The sequence below is a fragment of the Frigidibacter albus genome, assembly GCF_009908165.1.
GTDB classification, from domain to species: domain Bacteria; phylum Pseudomonadota; class Alphaproteobacteria; order Rhodobacterales; family Rhodobacteraceae; genus Frigidibacter; species Frigidibacter albus.
Genome location: NZ_JAAAUC010000011.1, coordinates 33,897 through 54,915, shown reverse-complemented (window position 1 = coordinate 54,915; position 21,019 = coordinate 33,897). Strand labels below are relative to the sequence as shown.

Annotated in this window: 20 protein-coding genes; 10 read left to right on the top strand and 10 right to left on the bottom strand. The window is 67.6% G+C overall.

Annotated elements, in window-relative coordinates:
- Positions 1-84 precede the first annotated feature (84 nt).
- The 6 genes from GVY41_RS16175 to GVY41_RS16150 all read left to right on the top strand — a co-directional run bounded on the left by GVY41_RS16175 (position 85) and on the right by GVY41_RS16150 (position 5,979).
- A complete protein-coding gene (locus tag GVY41_RS16175) occupies positions 85-1,398 on the top strand; it encodes a glycerate kinase type-2 family protein (protein ID WP_161348223.1) in 1,314 nt (437 codons plus the stop codon).
- 91 nt (positions 1,399-1,489) lie between these two features.
- Positions 1,490-2,983 carry an alkaline phosphatase gene (locus GVY41_RS16170; protein ID WP_161348224.1) on the top strand — a complete coding sequence of 498 codons (1,494 nt, stop codon included), beginning with the start codon at positions 1,490-1,492 and terminating at the stop codon, positions 2,981-2,983.
- A 102-nt stretch (positions 2,984-3,085) separates the two neighbouring features.
- On the top strand, positions 3,086-3,511 hold the full coding sequence (locus GVY41_RS16165; RefSeq protein WP_161348225.1) for a hypothetical protein: 426 nt from the start codon (positions 3,086-3,088) through the stop codon (positions 3,509-3,511).
- Between the two features lie 3 nt (positions 3,512-3,514).
- Positions 3,515-4,195 carry an ABC transporter ATP-binding protein gene (locus GVY41_RS16160; protein ID WP_161348226.1) on the top strand — a complete coding sequence of 227 codons (681 nt, stop codon included), beginning with the start codon at positions 3,515-3,517 and terminating at the stop codon, positions 4,193-4,195.
- Positions 4,188-5,495: an ABC transporter permease family protein gene (locus GVY41_RS16155; RefSeq protein ID WP_161348227.1), complete on the top strand. Its 1,308-nt coding sequence runs from the start codon at positions 4,188-4,190 to the stop codon at positions 5,493-5,495. Before GVY41_RS16160 ends, GVY41_RS16155 begins: the two co-directional genes overlap by 8 nt.
- 13 nt (positions 5,496-5,508) lie before the next feature.
- On the top strand, positions 5,509-5,979 hold the full coding sequence (locus GVY41_RS16150) for a copper chaperone PCu(A)C (RefSeq protein ID WP_161348228.1): 471 nt from the start codon (positions 5,509-5,511) through the stop codon (positions 5,977-5,979).
- A gap of 4 nt (positions 5,980-5,983) precedes the next feature.
- Here the strand turns inward: GVY41_RS16150 and GVY41_RS16145 are convergent, their stop codons facing one another.
- From GVY41_RS16145 to GVY41_RS16100, 10 genes are all read right to left on the bottom strand, one after another.
- The gene (locus GVY41_RS16145) at positions 5,984-6,712 is read right to left on the bottom strand and encodes a FadR/GntR family transcriptional regulator (protein ID WP_161348229.1); all 729 of its coding nucleotides are present in this window, start codon (positions 6,710-6,712) and stop codon (positions 5,984-5,986) included.
- 16 nt (positions 6,713-6,728) lie between these two features.
- Entirely contained in the window at positions 6,729-7,685 is a 957-nt protein-coding gene (gene yjfF / locus GVY41_RS16140) for a galactofuranose ABC transporter, permease protein YjfF (protein WP_161348230.1), read from the bottom strand.
- Positions 7,682-8,710 (bottom strand): ABC transporter permease, encoded by a 1,029-nt coding sequence (locus tag GVY41_RS16135; RefSeq protein WP_161348231.1) that lies wholly within the window; start codon positions 8,708-8,710, stop codon positions 7,682-7,684. Before GVY41_RS16135 ends, yjfF begins: the two co-directional genes overlap by 4 nt.
- Positions 8,707-10,218 carry a sugar ABC transporter ATP-binding protein gene (locus GVY41_RS16130; protein ID WP_161348232.1) on the bottom strand — a complete coding sequence of 504 codons (1,512 nt, stop codon included), beginning with the start codon at positions 10,216-10,218 and terminating at the stop codon, positions 8,707-8,709. The genes GVY41_RS16135 and GVY41_RS16130 overlap by 4 nt, the downstream gene beginning before the upstream one ends.
- Before the next feature lie 96 nt (positions 10,219-10,314).
- The gene (gene ytfQ / locus GVY41_RS16125; RefSeq protein ID WP_161348233.1) at positions 10,315-11,268 is read right to left on the bottom strand and encodes a galactofuranose ABC transporter, galactofuranose-binding protein YtfQ; all 954 of its coding nucleotides are present in this window, start codon (positions 11,266-11,268) and stop codon (positions 10,315-10,317) included.
- A 189-nt stretch (positions 11,269-11,457) separates the two neighbouring features.
- The gene (locus GVY41_RS16120; protein ID WP_161348234.1) at positions 11,458-12,045 is read right to left on the bottom strand and encodes a DJ-1/PfpI family protein; all 588 of its coding nucleotides are present in this window, start codon (positions 12,043-12,045) and stop codon (positions 11,458-11,460) included.
- Positions 12,046-12,116: 71 nt separating this feature from the next.
- Positions 12,117-13,079 carry a substrate-binding domain-containing protein gene (locus GVY41_RS16115; RefSeq protein ID WP_161348235.1) on the bottom strand — a complete coding sequence of 321 codons (963 nt, stop codon included), beginning with the start codon at positions 13,077-13,079 and terminating at the stop codon, positions 12,117-12,119.
- Between the two features lie 41 nt (positions 13,080-13,120).
- Entirely contained in the window at positions 13,121-14,104 is a 984-nt protein-coding gene (locus tag GVY41_RS16110) for an ABC transporter permease (protein ID WP_161348236.1), read from the bottom strand.
- The gene (locus tag GVY41_RS16105; RefSeq protein WP_161348237.1) at positions 14,101-15,663 is read right to left on the bottom strand and encodes a sugar ABC transporter ATP-binding protein; all 1,563 of its coding nucleotides are present in this window, start codon (positions 15,661-15,663) and stop codon (positions 14,101-14,103) included. Before GVY41_RS16105 ends, GVY41_RS16110 begins: the two co-directional genes overlap by 4 nt.
- A 2-nt stretch (positions 15,664-15,665) precedes the next feature.
- The gene (locus tag GVY41_RS16100; RefSeq protein ID WP_161348238.1) at positions 15,666-16,367 is read right to left on the bottom strand and encodes a GntR family transcriptional regulator; all 702 of its coding nucleotides are present in this window, start codon (positions 16,365-16,367) and stop codon (positions 15,666-15,668) included.
- Positions 16,368-16,469: 102 nt separating this feature from the next.
- Here GVY41_RS16100 and GVY41_RS16095 point away from each other — a divergent pair, with 102 nt between their 5' ends.
- From GVY41_RS16095 to GVY41_RS16080, 4 genes are read left to right on the top strand one after another with little or no spacing between them, the layout of a single operon-like run.
- Entirely contained in the window at positions 16,470-17,474 is a 1,005-nt protein-coding gene (locus GVY41_RS16095; RefSeq protein WP_161348239.1) for an Ldh family oxidoreductase, read from the top strand.
- Between the two features lie 24 nt (positions 17,475-17,498).
- Positions 17,499-18,695: an iron-containing alcohol dehydrogenase gene (locus GVY41_RS16090; RefSeq protein WP_161348240.1), complete on the top strand. Its 1,197-nt coding sequence runs from the start codon at positions 17,499-17,501 to the stop codon at positions 18,693-18,695.
- A 16-nt stretch (positions 18,696-18,711) separates the two neighbouring features.
- The gene (locus tag GVY41_RS16085; protein WP_161348241.1) at positions 18,712-20,175 is read left to right on the top strand and encodes an NAD-dependent succinate-semialdehyde dehydrogenase; all 1,464 of its coding nucleotides are present in this window, start codon (positions 18,712-18,714) and stop codon (positions 20,173-20,175) included.
- A gap of 9 nt (positions 20,176-20,184) precedes the next feature.
- A complete protein-coding gene (locus tag GVY41_RS16080) occupies positions 20,185-21,015 on the top strand; it encodes an alpha/beta hydrolase (protein WP_161348242.1) in 831 nt (276 codons plus the stop codon).
- Positions 21,016-21,019 lie beyond the last annotated feature (4 nt).

The window sequence follows — 21,019 nt, the reverse complement described above, 5'->3', positions numbered from 1 at the left end:
CATGACGCGGGCGACGGGGTAGCGTAGCAAGGAACCGGCGCTTTCGGGCGCCGGTTTTTCCATGCCCTCCGTTGCAGGCCGCCCATGCATCCTGACCCTCGGACTTTCCTCACCTCGCTCTTCGACCGCGCGGTCGAGATGGCCGACCCGATGCGCTCGCTGGCCGCTTTCCTGCCGCCCAGGCCACCGGGCCGGGTGGTGGTGGTCGGCGCCGGCAAGGCCAGCGCCCGGATGGCGGAGGCGGTGGAGGCGGCGTGGGGGCCCTGCGAGGGGCTGGTGGTCACCCGCTATGGTTATGCCCGCCCCTGCCGCGGGATCGAGATTCTGGAGGCCGCGCATCCGGTGCCCGATGCCGCCGGGGCCGCGGCGACGGCGCGGATGCTGGACCTGCTGGCTGGGCTGGGGGACGGGGATTTCGTGCTGGCGCTGATCTCGGGTGGGGCCTCGGCGCTGCTCTGCGCGCCGGTGCAGGGGGTGACGCTGGCCGAGAAGCAGGCGATGAATGCCGCGCTGCTCGCCTCGGGCGCACCGATCGGGCAGATGAACATCGTGCGCAAGCATCTGAGCCGGGTGAAGGGTGGGCAACTGGCGGCCGCCGCCTATCCGGCGCGGATGCTGGCGCTGATGATCTCGGACGTGCCGGGCGATGATCCGGCCTTCATCGGGTCGGGGCCCACGGTGGGCGACGGCTCCACTCCGCAGGATGCGCGGGCGGTGCTGACGCGCTGGCAGGTGCCGGTGCCCGCCAGCGTGACCGCGGCGCTTGGCCGGGGAAGCCGGGTGATCGCGCCCGGGGATCCGCGGCTATCGCGGGTGACGAACACCATCTGCGCCGCCCCCGCCCAGTCACTTGAGGCCGCGGCAAAGCTTGCACGGGCGGCGGGCTGCGAGGTGCAGATCCTTGGTGACGCGCTGGAGGGTGAGGCGCGCGAGGTGGCCCGCGCACAGGCGGCCCTTGCGCTGCAGTTGCAGGCGAGCCGCACACCTGGGGCGGCGCCGCTGCTGCTGCTGTCGGGCGGCGAGGTGACGGTCACCCGGCGCGGGGATGGGATCGGCGGGCCGAATGCCGAGTTCTGCCTGGCGCTCGCCCTCGCGCTGGACGGGGCGGCGGGCATCCACGCCCTCGCCTGCGACACCGATGGTGTGGATGGCGCCGCCGAAGTGGCGGGCGCGCAGATCGGCCCCGATACGCCAAAAGCCGCCCAGAACGCAGGATGGGACGCGGCGGCGGCCCTCGACCGCAACGATGCCCACAGGTTCTTTGCCGCGATCGGCGGGCAGGTCGTCACCGGGCCGACGCTGACGAACGTCAATGATTTCCGGGCAGTGCTGATCCTCCAGGGGGCCGGCTTGCAGGGCCTGGAGCCTTGGGCCAATGGTTGTAATGTTATACCATAACCAATTGATCTCGTTGAGAAGTTCACCAACCGATCACATACGTGTCATGTCGCCCTCCTACGGTCCCCGGAGTTTCTCAGGGAGCACCACCATGAAACAGATTCTCCTCTCGACCGCGGCCCTCCTCGGCCTGACGACCGGCGCCTTCGCCCAGGACCTGCCGCAGGCGAACTCCGACTGGTTCAAGGCCGGTCAGGCGACCATCGAAGAGCGCCTTGCCGTTCAGCCCAACACCAACACCGCCAAGAACGTGATCCTGTTCACCGCCGACGGCAATGGCGTGGGCACCAACTACGCCATCCGCCTGTTCTCGGGCCAGCAGGCCGGCGGCCTCGGCGACGACTATGTCCAGCCGCAAGAGACCTTCCCGCATGTGGCGCTGGTCAAGACCTACTCGTCGAACGGCCAGACCCCGGACTCTGCCCCCACCGCCATGGCGATGAACTCGGGCGTCAAGGGCAAGAACGGCATGATCAACGTGCTCGACACTGTCGCCCTTGAAGATTGCGCCGCGGGCGCCGAGGCTGGCACCACCACCTTCGCCGAAATCGTCACCGAAATGGGCAAGTCGGTCGGTGTCATCTCGACCGCGCGCATCACCCATGCCACCCCGGCCGCCGTCTATGCCCGCAGCGTCAGCCGTGACTGGGAAGACAACACCGGTATCCCCGAGGGCTGCGCCCAGAAGGACATCGCCAGCCAGCTGATCGACCAGATGAAGGCCGGCGTCATCGACATCGCCATGGGTGGCGGCCGTGCCCACTTCCTGCCGACCGAAGTGACCGACGTCGAAGGCAAGCCCGGCAAGCGCACCGACGGCCGCAATCTGGTGGAAGAGGCCACGGGTGCCGGCGCGCAGGTCGTGTTCGGCGATGAGGACTTCGCGGCACTGACCATGGGCAACAACGCCCCGGTTCTGGGCCTGTTCGAAGCCAGCCACATGAAGTACGAATTCGACCGCACCGGCGAGCCGTCGCTGGCCGAGATGGTCGAAGCCTCGATCAAGGGCCTGTCGGGCAATGAGAACGGCTATTACCTGAACGTCGAAGCCGGCCGCGTCGACCATGCCAACCACGAGGGCAACCTGCACCGGGTGCTGGTGGATGGCAAAGCCTTCGCCGACGCCATCGCCAAGGCCGTGGAACTGACCGACCCGGAAGAGACGCTGATCATCGTTACCGCCGACCATGAACATGCGATCTCGTTCAACGGCTATTGCGGCCGCGGCTCGAACATCCTCGGCCTGTGCATGGTCGAGAACGACAACGGCGTCGAGCATACCGGCGAGGCGAACCTGGCCGCCGACGGCAAGCCCTACACCGTTGCGGGCTACCTGAACGGCGCCGGATCGGTGCTGATCGAACAGGCCGACGGCACCTTCTCGGGCGCGCGCCCCGAGCTGACCGAAGAAGAAGCCACCGACCCGGACTACCTGCAGCAGGCGCTGGTGCCGATGTCGTCGGAAACCCACTCGGGTGAAGACGTCGCGGTGTTCGCCCGCGGTCCCTGGTCGCACCTCTTCGGCGGCGTGATCGAGCAGAACGTGATCTTCCACGTGATGAACCACGCTGTCACCGCTGAGTAATCATCGGGCAAGATGACGCGGGCCCCGGGAAACCGGGGCCCGCTTCTTTCATGCGGGCGTTGCACCGCACTGGCACTGAGGTGCCAGAACGGGAGACAGACCATGATTCGCCGCACCTTGCTTGCCACCCTGCCCGCCCTGATCCTGTCGCCGCGTCTGGCCCTTGCCGCCGGGGACCCGATCAAGCTCCGCGACCTCTACAATAAGGATCTGAGCTTCTCCGATCTGGCGCTGTCCTCCGAAGGCGGCCGCCTCACCGTTTCGGGCTTCATGGCGCCGCCGCTGAAGGCCGACTCGGTGTTTTTCGTGCTGACCAAGACGCCGATGGCCGTCTGCCCGTTCTGCGAGCCGGGGATGCCCTGGCCCGATGACATTCTGGCTGTCTATGCCAAGCGGGTGGTCGACGTGATCCCCTTCAACGTGCCGATCACCGTGACCGGCGTGCTGGAGTTGGGGGATGCGGTGGACCCGGAGCTGGGGTTCTACTCCAAGGTGCGCCTTGTCGATGCCAGCTTCGCGCGGGCCTGAGAGATGACGCCCGCCCTGCATGTGGAGAACCTCCGGGTTACCAGCCGCGAGGGGCGGGTGCTGCTCGATGTCCCGCTGCTGACGCTGGATGCGGGGCAGAGCCTTGCGCTGCGCGGTGCCTCGGGCGCGGGGAAATCGACGCTGCTGCATGTGCTGTCGGGGCTGGTGCGGCCCAGTGCCGGCCGGGTGGTCTGGGGCGGGCAGGACATCGCCGCGCTGACCGAGGATGCCCGGGCCCGGTTCCGGCGCGAGACGCTGGGGCTGATCTTTCAGGACTGCCATCTGTTCGAGGAGCTGTCGGCGCTTGGCAATGCCGGGCTGGCGAGTGCCTTTGCCCCTGCGCGAGACCGCGCGCCGATCCGCTTGGCCGCAGCGCAGTGGCTGGCGGCGCTCGGGCTGGGTCAGGCCGGGGCGCGGGCGGTGGACAGCTTCTCGGGGGGCGAGCGCCAGCGCATCGCCGTGGCGCGGGCGCTGGCCGGCGGCCCGCCGGTGATCCTGGCGGACGAGCCGACCGCCGCGCTGGACCGCGCCAATGCCGATGCGCTTGGCGCCGATCTGGTGCGGTTGGCAGCGGAGGGTGGGCGCATGCTGATCACGGTGACACATGACGCTGCGCTGGCGGCGCGGATGGGCCGGCAGATCACCATCGCCGATGGCAGGATTGTCGAGGACAGCGATGCTTGACCTCTGGGCCTCCCTCCCCCCCGAACTGCAGGACGTGCTCTTCGCGCTGGCGCTGATCGCGCCGGGGCTGCTGGCCGGGGCGATGGTTCTGCGCGGGCTGCGGCCGCTGCCGCTGGTCGGCGCGATGCTGCGGCGGTTCGTTTGGGTCAATGCGCTGTTCGTGGCGCTGATCGCGGTGTCGGTCGGCCTTGGCGTCGGGCTGCTGGCGCAGGAACGCGGGCTGCGGCAGGGATCGGCCCGCGCCGCCGAGAAATTCGACCTGATCGTCGCCGCGCCGGGCAGCGAGGTGACGGTGATGCTGGCCGCCGTCTATCTGCAGCCGTCCGACATGGCGCTGATCAACGGCGCGCAATATGCCGAGATCGCGGGGGCCGAGGGCGTAGCCTTCGCCGCCCCCATCGCCTTTGGCGACAGCTTTCAGGGCGCGCCGGTGGTCGGCACGACGGTGGATTTCGTCAGCCATCTGGCCGGGCCTTTGGCCGAGGGGCGGGTGTTCGCCACGGCGGAAGAAGCGGTGGCGGGGGCCTATGCCCCCGTGGATGTCGGTGGCAGCTTCACCCCCGCGCATGGCCACGGGCCCGCGGCAGAACATGATGCCCATGAAGGTTTCGCCTATGCCGTTACCGGACGCATGGCCCCGACCGGCAGCCCCTGGGACCGGGCGCTGCTGGTGCCGGTGGAGGGGGTCTGGGCGGTACATGGCCTTGCCAATGGCCATGCGCCGGGCGATCCGCGCATCGGCCCGCCCTTCGTACCCGAGATGATGCCGGGCACCCCGGCGGTTCTGGTCCATGCGACAGAGCTGTGGGGCAATTACGCGCTGAAATCGCGCTTCACCCGCGGCGACCTGATGGCGTTCTTCCCGGGCACGGTGCTGGCGCAGCTGCATGGGCTTATGCGCGATGTGCGCTCTGCCATGTCGCTGATGGCGGTGCTGACGCAGGTGCTGGTCACGTTGTCGGTGCTGATCGGGCTGATGATCATGGTTCGGCTGATCGCGCGCTCCCTTGCCCTGCTGCGGGCCATCGGCGCGCCGCTGCGCTTTGTCTTTGCGGTGGTCTGGGCCTATTCCGCGGCGCTGATCCTGTCCGGTGCCGGGCTTGGCCTCGCGCTTGGCTGGGTCGCAGCGCGCGGCATCTCGGCCATCGTCACCGCGCGCATCGATGTGCTGGTGACCGCGAACCTTGGCTGGCCCGAGGCGCATCTGGTCGCGGGGTTCATCAGCCTGACACTGTTCATGGCTTTGCTGCCCGCGTGGCTGGCCGTGCGCCGCCCGCTTCTGACCGACCTTCGCACCTGAAAAGGGGTTTCCCATGCGTGCCTGCCTGCTCTCGCTCCTGCTGATCACCGCCGCCCCGGCCTTTGCCCAAACCCATGACCACGTCGCCGAGGCCGAGGGTCTGCGCGTCGTCCATGTCTGGACGCCCGCCACCGCCAAGGGCAGCGACGCGCTGTTCTACATGGAGGTCGAGAATACCTCGGCCGCCGAAGCGATGCTGACCGGCGGCGAGGCCGAGGGCGCAGAGCTGGAGCTGGTCGGCTTCAGCTATGGCGCCGCGGGCGAGGCCTGGACGGTGCTGCCGGGCCTGCCGATCCCCGCCGGGGCCGAGGTGGATCTGGAGCCGAAGGTGCTGGCGCTGCGCTGGTCCTCGGTCCCGATGGACCTGGTGCCGGGCGCGGAACTCGAGATCGAGGTGGAAGTCGGCGGCCAGCATCTGCACGCCCATGTCGAGATCGGCGCGGCCGGGGACACGGGCCACAGCCACGCCGGCCACAATCACTAAGGCCTCAGCTCACCACATCGGAAATCCGGCGCTGGCCGTACAGGATGACATTGCGCATCGCCTGTTCGGCCGCCGCCGGATCGCGCCCGGCAATCGCCTCGACAATCCGCAGATGCGCCGCCGACACATCCTGCTGGATCGCGGGTTCCGAAGAAGGCGAGCTGAGCCGGAAGGCCGTCAGCAGCGCCGCCTCGATCAGCGTGCCCACCGAATGCATGAACACATTGCCCGAGGCCTTGATGATCCCCCGGTGCAGCGCCAGATCGGCCAGCGCAAAGGCCTTGTCGCCCTCGGCCATGCGCATCGCCTCGACATGGGCATACAGGGTCTCGATGTCGCCCGCCCCGGCCCGGTGCGCCGCCATCGCTGCTGCCGCAGGCTCCATCGTCAGGCGCATCTCGTAGAGCTGGTCCAGGAACTCCATCCCCGCCTGGGTATCAAGATGCCAGATCAGCAGCTCGGCATCGAACAGGTTCCAGTCCTGTCGGGGCCGCACCTTAGTGCCGACGCGGGTGCGGGCGATGATCATGCCCTTGGCGGTCAGCGTCTTCATCGCCTCGCGCAGCACGGTGCGTGACACGCCGAACTTGCTCGCCAGCTCTTCATCCCGCGGCAAGATGGTGTCGGGCGGATAGGTGCCGCTGACAATGGCGCGCCCGATGCCCTCGACCACCTGACCGTGGCTGTTGCGCACCCGCGCCTCGTTCAACCCGTCAAGAAGCAGACCGGACATAGCACACCCTTACCCGTTAATGGCTGAGACGCAGCCGCAGCAGCCCCTTCTGAAGCAGGATGAACATCAGAAGCAATGCCCCGATCACGATTTTCGTCCACCAGCTCGACAGCGTGCCATCGAAGACGATGTAGGTCTGGATCAGCCCCATCGTCAGCACGCCGATCAGCGTGCCGAACATGTAGCCGCTGCCCCCGGTCAGCAGGGTGCCGCCGATGACCACCGCGGCGATCGCGTTCAGTTCCACCCCCACCGTCGCCAGCGGATAACCGGCCGAGGTGTAGACCGAGAACACGATCCCCGCGAGCCCGGCCATCAAGCCGGAAAAGGCATAGATCAGCACCGTCGTGCGCCCCACCGCCACACCCATCAGCCGCGCCGTCGCCTCGCCTCCGCCAAGCGCGTAGACATTGGTGCCGAACTTGGTGCGGTGCAGCAGGATCATGCCAAGGATGACCGAAGCCACCATCGTGCCCCCCAGCAGCGTCAGCCGCCCCTTGCCGGGCATCAGGTAATAGGCGCGCTGCATCGTCTCGTAGAACGCATGGTCGATGGGCACGGAATCGATGGTCAGCATGTAGCCCGCGCCGCGGGCCAGGAACATGCCCGCCAGCGTCACGATGAAGGGCGGCATCGCCAAGAGGTGGATCATCCCGCCCATCGCTGCGCCGAAAAGCGTGGTGATCGCCAGCAGGAGGGCGAACACAGCCAGCGGATGCAGCCCGGTTTCGCGCAGCAGCACGGCGATGAATACGCCGGAAAAGGCGATGACCGACCCCACCGACAGGTCGATCCCGCCCGAGATGATGACCACCGTCATCCCCACCGCGACGATGCCCAGATAGGCATTGTCGGTCAGCAGGTTGCCGATGACGCGGGTCGACAGCATCGCCGGGAATTGCAGGTAGCAGACGAGGTAGGCCAGCAGAAAAATGGCAATGGTGGCATAGAGCGGCAGGGCGCGGATGTTCATTTGCCCGCCTCCATCTTGGTCGCAGGTGCCTTGACGCGCTGCCGCCGTGTCGTCAGCAGCTCCAGATAAGGCACGATCCGCGGCGATTGCAGGACAAGGATCACGATCACCAGCACCGCCTTGATCACCAGGTTGAACTCTGACGGGAAGCCCGCGAGCAGGATGCCGGTGTTGATGGTCTGGATGATCATCGCCCCCAGCAGCGAGGCCAGGATCGAGAAACGCCCGCCCAGAAGCGAGTTGCCGCCGATCACCACCGCAAGGATCGCGTCCAGCTCCAGCCACAGGCCGGCATTGTTGGCATCGGCCCCGCGGATGTCGGCGGTGGCGATGACCCCGGCCAGCGCGGCGCAGAAGCCCGACCCCATGTAGACGGCGACCAGCAGGACGCGGCTGTTGATGCCCGCCAGCGTGCTGGCCCGCAGGTTCACGCCGATGGATTCCACCAGCAGCCCCAGTGCGGTGCGCCGCACCAGCAGGCCAAAGCCGATCCCGGTGAGGATCCAGATCACCGTCGGCACCGGCACGCCGAGCAGGGTGCCGGACCCAAGGAACGAGAAGGTGTCGCTGTCGAAGGTGAGGATCGTGCCGCCGGTGATCAGCTGCGCGATGCCGCGCCCGGCGACCATCAGGATCAGCGTGGCGACAATCGGCTGGATGCCGAAGAAGGCGACCAGCACCCCGTTCCACAGCCCGCAGACCAGCCCCGCCGCCCCGGCAAGCCCGAGCGCGGCGCCGATGCCGTAGCCTTGGTCGATGGACCATGCGGCGCTGGCCCCGCAGATCGCCATTACCGCGCCGACCGACAGGTCGATACCGCGGGTGGCGATGACCAGCGTCATGCCGATGGCCAGCAGGGCGACCGGCGCGCCGCGCTTGATCACGTCGATGGGGATGCCGACCAGCCGGTCGTTGACGTAAACGATCTGATAGAAGGCCGGGTAATAGATGCTGACCAGCACGATCACCGCGGCCAGCGTCAGCAGCTGCGGGGCGATCCGGCGAAGAAGGGTGGCTCCGGTCATTCTGCCGCCTCCAGCGTGGTATGGGGCGCGGCGATGGCGCGCAGAATGGTATCGGGGCTGACATCGTCGCCGGTCAGCTCCGACACATGCTGGCGGTCGCGCACCACGATGACGCGGTGCGACACGGCGACTAGCTCCTCCAGCTCCGACGAGATCACCAGGATCGACATGCCCTGCGCCACCACATCCTCGATCAGCCGCAGGATCTCGGCATGGGCACCGACATCGATGCCGCGGGTGGGCTCGTCAAGGATCAGGAAGCGGGGGTTGGTCGCCAGCCAGCGGGCGAGGATCACCTTCTGCTGGTTGCCGCCCGACAGCAGACCCACGGGCTTCTCCGCATCGGGCGTGCGGATGTCGAGCCGGGCAATGTAGTCGTTCGCCATGCGCTGCTGCTCGGCCTGCGGGATCGGGCGGGCCCAGCCTTGGCGGGCCTGCAGCGCGAGGATGATGTTCTCGCGCACGCTGAGTTCGGCGATGATGCCGTCGGTCTTGCGATCCTCGGGCGCGAAGGCGAAGCCGGCGGCGATGGCGCTGCGCGGATTGCGCAGATCGACGGGGCCGCTCGCGTCCTCCACCGTGCCGCTGTCACTGGCCACCGCGCCGAACAGCACCTCGGCGCTTTCGGTGCGGCCAGAGCCAAGGAGGCCCGCCATGCCGATCACCTCGCCCTTGCGCACCGTGAGATCGAAAGGCGCGATGCGTCCGCGGCGGCCGACGCCTGTGAAGCGGATGGCATCGGCGCTGGTCCCGGTCACTTCGGGGCGGTGGCGGACAGCGGTTTCCTCGGCCAACTCGCGCCCCAGCATCAGGGTGATCAACTGCATGCGGTCCACATCGGCAGCGGGATGGGTGGCGATGTGGCGGCCATTGCGCAGGATCGTCAGGCTGTCGGAAATCTCGAACACCTGATCGAGGAAATGCGAGATGAAGATGATCCCCAGCCCGCGCACCCGCAGGTCGCGCACTACGTCGAACAGCATCTGCACTTCGCGCGCATCAAGGCTGGCGGTCGGCTCGTCCAGGATCAGCACCCGGCCCGACAGATGCACCGCGCGGGCGATGGCCACGATCTGCTGCACGGCGACGGAATAGCTTTCCAGCGGGCGGCGCACGTCAATATCCAGCCCGTAGCCCGCCAGCATCTCTTGCGCCAGCGCCTGCGTCGCGCGGGGGCGGATCATGCCAAACCGGGTCGGTTGGTGGCCGAGGGTCAGGTTCTCGGCGACCGTCAGGTTCGGCAGCAGGTTCACTTCCTGATACACCGTCCCGATGCCGATGGCCTGCGCCTCGAGCGTGCTTTGCGGGAAGACCGGCTCGCCCTCGAACAGGATGTCGCCGGAATCGCGGCGATAGGCGCCCGTCAGGCATTTGATCAGCGTGGACTTGCCCGCCCCGTTCTCGCCAAGCAGCGCATGAACCTCGCCCGCCTTCAGGTCGAAACTCACGCGGTCGAGCGCGAGCGTGCCCGGGAAGGACTTGGTCAGGTCGCGTGTCGATAGCAGCATCGGATGTCTCACCCAGCAAGGGGGGGCAGGCCTGAACGCCTTGCACGAACAGCGCCCAGGGCAAGGGAGTGCCCCGGGCGCTGCGTCGATCAAAGATCAGTAGCCAAGATCCTTGCGGGCCTCGTACTCACCGGCCGGATCATCGGCCTGGGTGTAGAGTTTCGATTCGGTCTGGATGAACTTCTCGGGCATGGTGCCGTCGGCGAAGAAGGCTTCCAGCGCGTCGAAGGCCGGCCCGGCCATGTTCGGCGTCAGCTCGACCGTGGCATTCGCTTCACCGGCCGCCAGCGCCTGGAAGATGTCCGGGACCGCGTCGATCGACACCACGAGGATGTCTTCACCCGGCTTCAGACCGGCTTCCTTGATCGCCTGGATCGCGCCCACGGCCATGTCGTCGTTATGGGCGTAGAGCGCGCAGATATCCGCGCCGCCATTCTCGGCCTGCAGGAAGCTTTCCATCACTTCCTTGCCACGCGTGCGGGTGAAGTCGCCGGTCTGGCTGCGGACGATCTCGATATTGTCGGCGCCGGCGATGCCTTCCTCGAAGCCCTTCTTGCGGTCGATGGCGGGGGAGGAGCCGGTAGTGCCCTGAAGCTCGACCACGCGGCACTCTTCACCGTTCACCGCGCTGACCAGCCATTCGCCCGCGACACGGCCTTCATGCACCAGGTCCGAGCCAACTGCGGTCAGGTAAAGGTCGGGCGAGCTGTCGACCATGCGGTCCAGCAGGACCACAGGGATCTCGGCCTCGGCCGCTTCTTCCAGCACCGAATCCCAGCCGGTTGCGACAACCGGGGCAACCAGAATGGCATCGACGCCCTGCGCGATGAACGAGCGCAGCGCGGCGATCTGGTTTTCCTGACGCTGCTGCGCGTCGGAAAAGCGCAGGTCGATGCCCCGCTCCTTCGCCTCGTTCATGGTCACGGTGGTTTCGGCGGCGCGCCAGCCGGATTCCGATCCGATCTGAGAAAAGCCGATGGTCTGGGCGCCGGCCACGCCAGCCCCCAGCGAAAAGACGGCAACGCTGGCCATCAGAAGTCTTTCAAGCATAGGTCATCCTCCCGAGATTCCCGAGGCCCGCTGCAGGCCCACGGAAAATAAATACTATAATATACATTCGAGCAATGATTTTCTGGGGTCTCCGTCCGGTGCGCGAACCTGCGCCGGGACTCTGCCCCCACCACGCCCGCAGGGGCGCAGATGCGCCCCCGCGGCGGTGGTCAAAGCGTCTCGTGCCGGTCAGCTATGGGTGATCTGCGTGCCCAGAACCTTCATGCATTCGCGCATGAAGGCCGCCAGCCCGGTCCAGCCCTTGGCCGAGACCATGGTGCCATCGACATAGGCTTCGTGCGGTTTCACGTCGATATAGGTGCCGCCCGCCAGAATCACCTCGGGCTCGCAGGCGCCAAGGGCGGCGACCTTCTTGCCGCGGATCACGCCATCGACGGCGACGAGGATCTGGACCCCGTGGCAGATGGTGAAGATCGGCTTGCCCGTTTCATGGAAGTGCCGGACCATCGCTTGGATGCGCTTGTCGGTGCGGATGTATTCCGGCCCGCGCCCGCCGGCGCAGTAGACGGCGTCGTACTCGTCCAGCACCACCTCCGAGAAGGTCTTGTTGATCTCGGCCAGGTGGCCGAAGCGCTCGATATAGGTCTGGTGGCCCTCGAAATCATGCAGCGAGGTCTGGATCATCTCGCCCTTCTTCTTGTCAGGGCAGATGACGTGGACGGTGTGCCCGACCGCTTCCATCCCCTGCTGGAAGACAAAGATTTCGTATTCCTCGGTAAACTCACCGCAGAGCATCAGGATCTTCTTGCCAGGCATTTGGCTTCTCCTTTGAGATGGCAGAGAGGGGCGCCCGGCAAGGGGCGCCCCAAGGGATCAGAACGGCGAGATCAGAACGGCGAGTCGGGGAAGTAGAACTGCTCGGCATTCTCGGGCGTGATCAGCGGCGCATCGAGCTTGAAGCTGCCGCGCATCGGCGCCTGTCCGGTAAACTGGCCGGCCACCATGTAGATCGCCGACTTGATCATCGACGGCGGATAGGGCGTCGAGATCGGGGTCATGGCATCGCCCGCCATCACCATCTCGATCACGTCCTTCATGCCGTTGCCGCCAAGCGCATACTTGATCTCGGTCCGGCCCGATTCCCGGATCGCCTCGAGCACGCCCAGCAACATGTCGTCGTCATTGGCCCAGACCGCGTCGATCTGCGGATACTTGGCCAGATAGTCCTGCATCAGGGTGAAGGCCTCATCCTGGTTCCAGTTGGCATACTGGATGTCGAGGATCTCGATATTGGTGCCCTCGATGACTTCGGTGAAGCCCTGGATCCGCTCATCGTCGATCACCGTCGGGATGCCGCGCAGCACGACCACGTTGCCTTCGTTGCCCAGTTGTTCAGCCAGCCATTTGGCGGTGTTGGCGCCCACGGCGATGTTGTCGCCCGCGACATAGAGGTCCTGAATCGCGGGATCGGTCAGCCCGCGGTCCACCACGGCGATGAAGGTGCCGGCGGCCTTGACCTGCTCCACCGGGCCCGTCAGCTCTTCCGACGTGAAGGGCAGGATCACCAGCGCGTCCAACGTCTGCGCAGCGGCAAGGTCTTCCAGCGCCGAAACCTGCGCCGTGGCCGAGGGCGAGGTCTTCACGATCACGTCGATATTCGGGAACGCGGCCTCGATCTCCTTCTCGGCCTGTTCGGCATGATAGACCACGCCGCCGGTCCAGCCATGCGTGGCGGCGGGGATCGAGACGGCGATGACCCGCTTTTCCTGCGCCAGGACCCCGGTAGCTGCCAGCGCCGTGAAGCTGGCGGCGGTGAGAAGGCCGAGGGCCCGTCTTGTGATGGTTGTCATTGGTAGTCCTCCCTTTTGAAAATCCCCGCCCCTCCCGGCGGCTATTTGATGAACCGGTGCGCAAGCATGGCCAGAATGATGATCACCCCCTGAACGGCAGCGACGAGGTATTCCGAGACCATGTTCGACAGCACCATGAGGTTGGCGATCACCTCGAGGATCAGCGCACCGGCGACGGTGCCCCAGACCCGGGCCTTGCCACCGCGCAGCGCGGTGCCACCGATCACCACGGCGGTAATGACCTGCAATTCCCACAGCTGCCCGGTCGTGGGCGTGGCGGCGCCAAGGCGCGGGATGTAGCAGATGGCGGCAATGGCGACGCAAAGCCCCTGGATCACGAAGGCCGTCGTGCGGACCTTCGCCACCGACACGCCCGAGAAGCGCGCCACGTCGGCATTCGACCCGGCGGCCATGCAGCGGCGGCCGTATTTCGTGCGGTAAAGGACGAAGGCCCCGACCAGCACCACAACCAGCGTCAGGATCACCGGCACCGGGATGCCGAGGACATCGCCGAAATAGACCGGGCGATAGGGTTCGCGCAGGCTGCGCTCGATCGGGATCGACCCGCCATCCGACATCCAGGTGATCAGCGCCCGGAAGATGCCCATCGTGCCGAGCGTGGCGATGAAGGGCTCGATCTTGCCGACCGTGACGATCAGCCCGTTCAAGAGCCCGCACAGCGCGCCCACCACCAGCCCGATTCCTGCACCGGCGACGATGGCATAGCCGCCCATCGAAGGCTCCAGCCGGTTCATCGCCAGGATCATGATGCCGGTGACGAAGGCCATCATCGAGCCCACCGACAGGTCCAGTCCGCCCGAGGAGATGACGAAGGTCGCCCCCACCGCGATGATCGCCACGAAGGCCGAGCGGGTGACGACATTGGCGATGTTGGTGCCGCTGAGGAAGCTGGAATTGATCATCACCCCCGCCAGCACCACCACGGCCAGCGCGATGAACGGGCCCATGTCGGCCCAGCGGATGCGGCGCGGCCCCGCGCTTTGGGATGCGACGGCGGCTGTCATGGCTGGGCTCCTTGTGGTCCGTGTCCCTCGCCGCTGGTGGCGGCATAGACGACGTTCTGTTCGGTGATCTGGTCGCCCGTCAGCTCTGCCACGATCCGCCCGCCGCGCATCACCAGCACCCGGTCGGACAGGCCGACCAGCTCTGGCAATTCGGAGGAGATGACGATGCAGGCCTTGCCGGTGCGCACCAGCGCGTCGATGAAATCGTAGATCTGGTTCTTGTTGCCGATATCGATGCCGCGGGTGGGCTCGTCGATGATGACCACCTGAGGATCGGTCAGCATCACCTTGGCCAGCAACAGTTTTTGCTGATTGCCGCCCGACAGCTGCCCCGCGTCCAGATGCACCGACCGAACCCGGATGTCATAGTCCGCCACCGCCTTGGCCACGGCTGCGCCCTCGGCCTTGCGGTCCAGCGTCAGGCGGGGATGCACCTCGGTCAATGCCTGCAGGGTCAGGTTGGGGCCGAGGGGTTCGTCGAGCAGCAGGCCTTTGCCCTTGCGATCCTCGGTCAGGTAGACCAGCCCCGCCGCCTGCCATGCGCCGACCGATCGATGCACCATCGGGGTGCCGTTCAGCACGGCGCTGCCGGTGGCGGGGCGCAGGCCCATCAGGCCTTCGAACATCTCGGTCCTGCCCGATCCGATCATGCCGCCAATGCCCAGAACCTCGCCGGGGCGCACGGCAAAGCTGCCCTGCACCGCGCCGTGATCGACCGACAGATCCTGCACCCGGAGCAGCGGGTCCCCCGACGCCGCGGGGCGCCTCGGCGGATAGAGCATGTCCAGCTTGCGGCCGACCATCAACTCGGCCATGTCGCGCTGCGTGAGGCCCCGGGCCGGCCAGGTGCCGATCATCCGGCCGTCGCGCAGCACGGTGATGCGGTCGGCCAGCGCCTCCACCTCATCAAGGCGGTGCGAGATGTAGAGGACAGCCGCCCCCCGGTCGCGGAGCCCGCGCACCACGGCCAGCAGCGCCGCAACCTCGTCATTGGCCAGCACGGCGGTCGGTTCGTCGAAGATCACCACCTTGCGCGGTTCCAGCAGCGCGCGGGCGATCTGCACAAGTTGCCGTTGCGCCAGAGGCAGGCCGCTGACCGGGTCGCGCGGATGGCAATGGGCGCCGATGGAGGCGAGAATTTCGGCCGCGCGGCGGTTCATCGCGCGGTCATCGACCATCGGGCCGCGGGTCAGCTCGCGGCCAAGGAACAGGTTCTCGGCAACGGTCAGGTCGCCGGCCAGCAGGATCTCCTGATGCACCAGCACCACGCCCGCCGCCTCGGCGGCAACGGCATCGGCGAACTCCACCGGCTGCCCGGCCATCGCCAGATGCCCGGCGGTCGGCAGGACGTGCCCCGACAGCAGCTTCATCAGCGTGGACTTGCCCGCGCCATTCTCGCCGATGATCGCGTGGACCTCGCCTGCGCGGATATCGAGTGCGATATCGGTCAGCACCGTGATCGGGCCATAGGCCTTGCACAGGCCGGCGGCCTGCATCGCCGGCAGCGGCAAAGCCGGCTGCACGGGCGACGGGCCGGGTATGGGCAGGGCCTCGCTCATCGTCATTCGAAGGCGGAGAGCAGGCGATCCTGCGAGCGCAGGATATGTTCGCGCATCGCAGCCTCGGCCGCCACGGCATCGCCGCCGCGGAAGGCGGCGAGCAGGCTTTCATGCTCCTCCAGCGCCTCTTGCGTGACGCGGGTGTGGAACATCAGGCGGAAGATGTGCAGATGCACATGCTGGTTGAAGAGGGTGGAGCGGATCACCTCATTCCCGGCGACGGCCAGGATCGCGTCGTGGAAATGACCGTCCGCCCGCGCGAAACGCGAATAGCGGCTGGTGCGGTCCACCGGCTGTTCGCCGTGGCCCATGTCGGCCGCGACGTCCTCGAGGAACTTCAGCGACTCCGCCGTCATGTTCAGCGCCGCAAGCCGGGCGCCTTCCGGCTCCAGCAGCAGGCGGAAGGTGTAGAGATCGTCGAACTGTTTGCGCGACAGCTGGGGGGCGGCCGAGTAGCCGATCAGATGTGCCTTGCAGACCAGCCCCTCGCGTTCGAGCCGCGACAGCGCCTCGCGCACCGGGGTCTGCGAGACGTTCAGGTCGCGGGCGATCACGTCGATCGGGATGCGGGCGCGGGGCGGGATCTCCAGCGACATCAGGCGTTCGTAGATGTTGTCATAGACCCCATCCACCACGCTGGCCGGGCGCACCGACTGCGCCCTGTCTGCTGCCCGATCCGGCATGCGATCCGCTGCGATAGCCATTCACCCACTCCTGCATCTTCGACTTGACACGCGGCAATGACTCGCAAATACGATATCGAATGTCAAACACAATATCATATACGATCCGATATAGGATTTCAGATGCGGGTCACTGAGCCTGTCCTGCGGCGGCTGGCGGTGGACCTGCTGGAGGCGCATGGGGCGCCGCCGGAAGCAGCTTGGTTGCAGGCGGATCTGCTGATCGAGGCGGAATTGCGCGGGCTGCCCTCGCACGGGCTGCAGCGCCTGCCACGGCTGCTGGCGCGGATCGGCAACGGCCTGGCCGACCCCGTGGCGACGGGCGAGCAACACTGGCGCCGCGCGGCGTTTCTGCAGGTGGATGGACAGCGCGCCCTCGGCCCTGTGGCGTTGATGGCGGCAATGGAGGCGCTGTTGCCGGCAACGCGCGCGGCGGGGCTTGCACTGGCGGCGATCCGCAATGCCAACCATATCGGGATGCTGGCCTATTACGCCGAAGCGGCAGCGAGCCGCGGCGTCATCGGCATCGTGCTGTCCACCAGCGAGGCGCTGGTGCATCCGTTCGGCGGCACTGAGGCGATGCTGGGGACCAACCCCGTTGCCATCGCCATTCCCACCGGGGATGCGCCCTTCGTGCTGGATCTGGCCAGCAGCGTGGTCTCGATGGGCAAGATCCACCATCACGCGCTGAAGGGCGAGGCGCTGGCCCCCGGCTGGGCCGTGGATGCGGCGGGCAATCCGACGACCGATGCCGAGGCCGCGAAGACTGGCGCCATATCCCCCTTCGGCGGGGCGAAGGGCTATGGGCTTGGCCTCGCGTTCGAACTGCTGGTGGCGATGCTGGCCGGGTCCGAGCTTGCGCCCGAGGTGCGCGGCACGCTCGATGCCTCCCACCCCGCCAGCAAGGGCGACCTTCTGATCCTGATCGACCCCGGCGCCGATGGTGGCGTGGCGGCGCGGCTGTGTGCCTATCTGGACGCGCTGCGCCACTCTCGTCCCGCCGATCCGGCCAGCCCGGTGGCGGTGCCCGGCGACGGAATGCGCGTTCGCCGGGCAGCGGCGCTGCGCGACGGCATCGACATACCCGACAGCTTGCTGAACGACCTGCAGACCCTGCGGGCCGCCTGAAACCGAACCGGAGGAAACGGAACCATGGATTATTTCGGCACGATCAGGGCCCCGCGAGAGCTGTTTTTCGGTTCCGGCCAGCGCCGGGCGCTTGGCGCCATCGCCGGGCGCCTGGGACGGCGGGCGCTGATCGTCACCGATGCGCGGCTTGCCGCGGATGCGGATTTCCTCGGGATGGTCGCGGATCTGGAGGCCTCGGGCCTGACCCTGCGGGTCGAAAGCGGCACCCTGCCCGATGTGCCGGTGGAGACGGCGGTCGCCGCGGCAGAGGCTGCACGCGGCTTCGCGCCCGATCTGGTGATCGGCATCGGCGGCGGGTCGTGCCTCGACATGGCGAAATGCGTGGCACTGCTGCTGTCGCATGGCGGGCGGCCGCAGGATTACTATGGCGAGTTGAAGGTGCCGGGCGCGATCCTGCCGCTGATTGCCGTCCCCACCACCGCTGGCACCGGGTCCGAGGTGACGCCGGTGGCGGTGCTGTCCGATGCCGACCGCAGCCTGAAGGTCGGCATCTCCAGCCCCTATCTGATCCCGGTCGCGGCGATCTGCGACCCGGACCTGACGCTGACCTGCCCGCCGGGGCTGACCGCCATTGCCGGGGCCGACGCGCTGACCCATGCCATCGAGGCCTTCACCGCCACCCGGCGTGAGGTGACGGCCAGCCTGAGCCAAGAGCGGGTGTTCATCGGCAAGAACGCCCTGTCGGACCAGTTCGCACTGACGGCGATTGCGCTGCTGTGGCAGGGGCTGGAGGCGGCCTGCACCAGTGGCGAGGCCACCGCCCGCGCGCAGGTGATGCAGGGCGCGACCTTTGCCGGGCTCGCCTTCGGCGTGGCGGGCACGGCTGCGGCCCATGCGATTCAGTATCCGGTCGGCGCGCTGACGCATACCGCGCATGGGCAGGGCGTGGCCTGCCTGATGCCCTATGTGATGGCGTGGAACCGCCCGGCGATTGGCCCCGAGCTGGCGCAGATCGCCGCGGCTATCGGGCTGGCTTCGGGCGATGAGGTGATCCCTGCCATCGCCGCGATGTTCGCCCGCATCGGCATCCCGCCAACGCTGGCCGCGCTTGGGCTGGCCGAGGACCGCATCGGCTGGGTGGCCGAGCAATCCTGCGGGATCGAGCGGCTGATCCAGAACAACCCGCGCCCGCTGACCCGCGCCGACATGACGCTTTTGCTGACCGCCGCCTTCAGGGGCGAGCTCAGCCTGATCCAGTAACCCGGAAGGACCGGACATGACCCTCGATTCCCCCCGCGCCGATTTTGCCGATCCGGGCCTGCACGCCCGCGGCCTCTATATCGGCGGCGACTGGCTGCCGGGTGGCGGCATCCCGGTGACGAACCCCTCGACCGCGGAGGTGCTGGCCGAGGTGCCGGATGCTTCGGTTGAGGATGCGATGCGCGCGGTCGATGCGGCCGAGGCCGCCGCCGCCGGCTGGCGCGCCACACCGCCGCGGCAGCGTGCCGAGATTCTGCGCCGCTGGTTCGGGTTGATGACCGACCATGCCGAAGACCTCGCCCGGCTGATCTCGCTGGAGAACGGCAAGGCGCTGCCCGATGCGCGCGGCGAGGTCGCCTATGCGGCCGAGTTCTTCCGCTGGTATGCCGAGGAGGCGGTGCGCATCCCCGGCGAGTTTCGCCATGCCCCCTCGGGCGCGCACCACATTCTTGTGGACCATGACCCCATCGGCATTGCGGTGCTGATCACGCCGTGGAACTTCCCTGCCGCAATGGCGACGCGCAAGATCGGCCCGGCGCTGGCGGCGGGCTGCACGGTGATCCTGAAGCCAGCGTCCGAAACGCCGCTGACCGCCTATGCGATGGCCCGCCTTGGCGCCGAGGCGGGGGTGCCGCCGGGCGTGGTCAATGTGCTGACGACCAGCCAGCCGGGCCCCGTAGTCAGTGCCATGCTGGCCGATCCGCGGGTGCGCAAGCTGTCCTTCACCGGATCGACCGGGGTGGGCCGCACCCTGCTGGCCGAGGCGGCGAAGACCGTCGTCTCCTGCTCGATGGAGCTTGGCGGCAACGCGCCCTTCCTTGTCTTCGACGATGCCGATCTGGATGCCGCCCTCGACGGCGCGATGATCGCCAAGATGCGCAACGCGGGCGAGGCCTGCACCGCCGCCAATCGCTTCTACGTGCAGGCGGGGATCCATGATGCCTTCGTCGCGGGGCTGACGGCGCGCATGGCGGCGCTGGTGGTGGGGGCGGGCACCGATGCCGCCACGCAGGTCGGCCCGATGATCACGACCAAGGCTGTGACCAAGATCGACCGGCTGGTCAGCCAGGCCGTCGCGCGCGGGGCGCGGGTCACGACCGGGGGCGCGCCGCTGCCGGGATCGGGCTATTTCTACCCGCCGACGGTGATCGAGAATGTGCCAGAGGATGCCGAGATCGCCCATGAGGAAATCTTCGGCCCCGTCGCGCCCATCTACCGTTTCGAGACCGAGGAGCAGGCGATCCGCCTCGCCAATGCCACCGAATACGGGCTTGCGGCCTATGTCTATTCCGGGGATCTTTCCCGCGCGCTGCGGGTGGGCAAGGGCATCGAGACCGGCATGGTCGCCATCAACCGCGGCCTGATGTCCGACCCGGCCGCCCCCTTCGGCGGCGCCAAGCAAAGCGGGTTGGGGCGCGAGGGTGGGGTGACCGGCATCCTGGAATTCATGGAGCCGAAGTATTTCGCGGTGAACTTCTAGGGCACAGGCATGGAACAGGACCTTTACCGCAACCGCGATTTCATCCCCGATTTCGACGCCATCCTGGCCGAAACCGCCGCCCGCTCGGCGGAGCTTGCGGCGCGGGTGGATGTGCGGGCCGATGTGGCCTACGGCCCCTCGCCGCGCGAGCGGTTGGATATCCTGTTCCCCCCGAACCCGGCCAAAGGCGCGCCGCTGCACATGTTCATCCATGGCGGCTACTGGCGGTCGGGGAGCAAGACCGACCACCACCTTGTCGCGGCGCCGGTTCTGGCGGCGGGCGGCATCGCGGCCATCACCACCCATGACCTGATGCCGGGCACCCGGCTGGGGCGGATCGTGGCGCAGGTGCGGGCGGCGGCGCTGCACCTGCAGACGCTCGCGCCCACGCTTGGCGCCGATCCCGCGCGCTTCACCGTCAGCGGCCATTCGGCGGGCGCGCACCTGGCCAGCTATCTGGCGGCCCTCGGTCCGCAGGAAGCGTCTCCGGGTCTGCCGGCGCTGCGCGGTATCCTGATGGTCAGCGGCATCTATGACCTTGCAGGCATTCCCGGGAGCTTCCTGAAGCATGAGGCCGAGATGACGGACGAGGAGGCAGCGGCATGGTCGCCGCTGACCTCGGCGCAACTGATCGGACCATCGCGGACCCTCACACGGGGCGCGCTGGAAACGGCGCCGTTTCATGATCAGGCGGCCGCTTTTGCCGGGTTGATCACCGGCAACGGCCAGCCATGTGAGCTGCGCCGCGAGCCGGGGTTGAACCACTTGACCATCGTGCTGTCGCTGGCCGACCCCGCCTCTGCGCTTGGCGGGGTGCTGGCTGATCTGACGGTGAGCTGAAGGC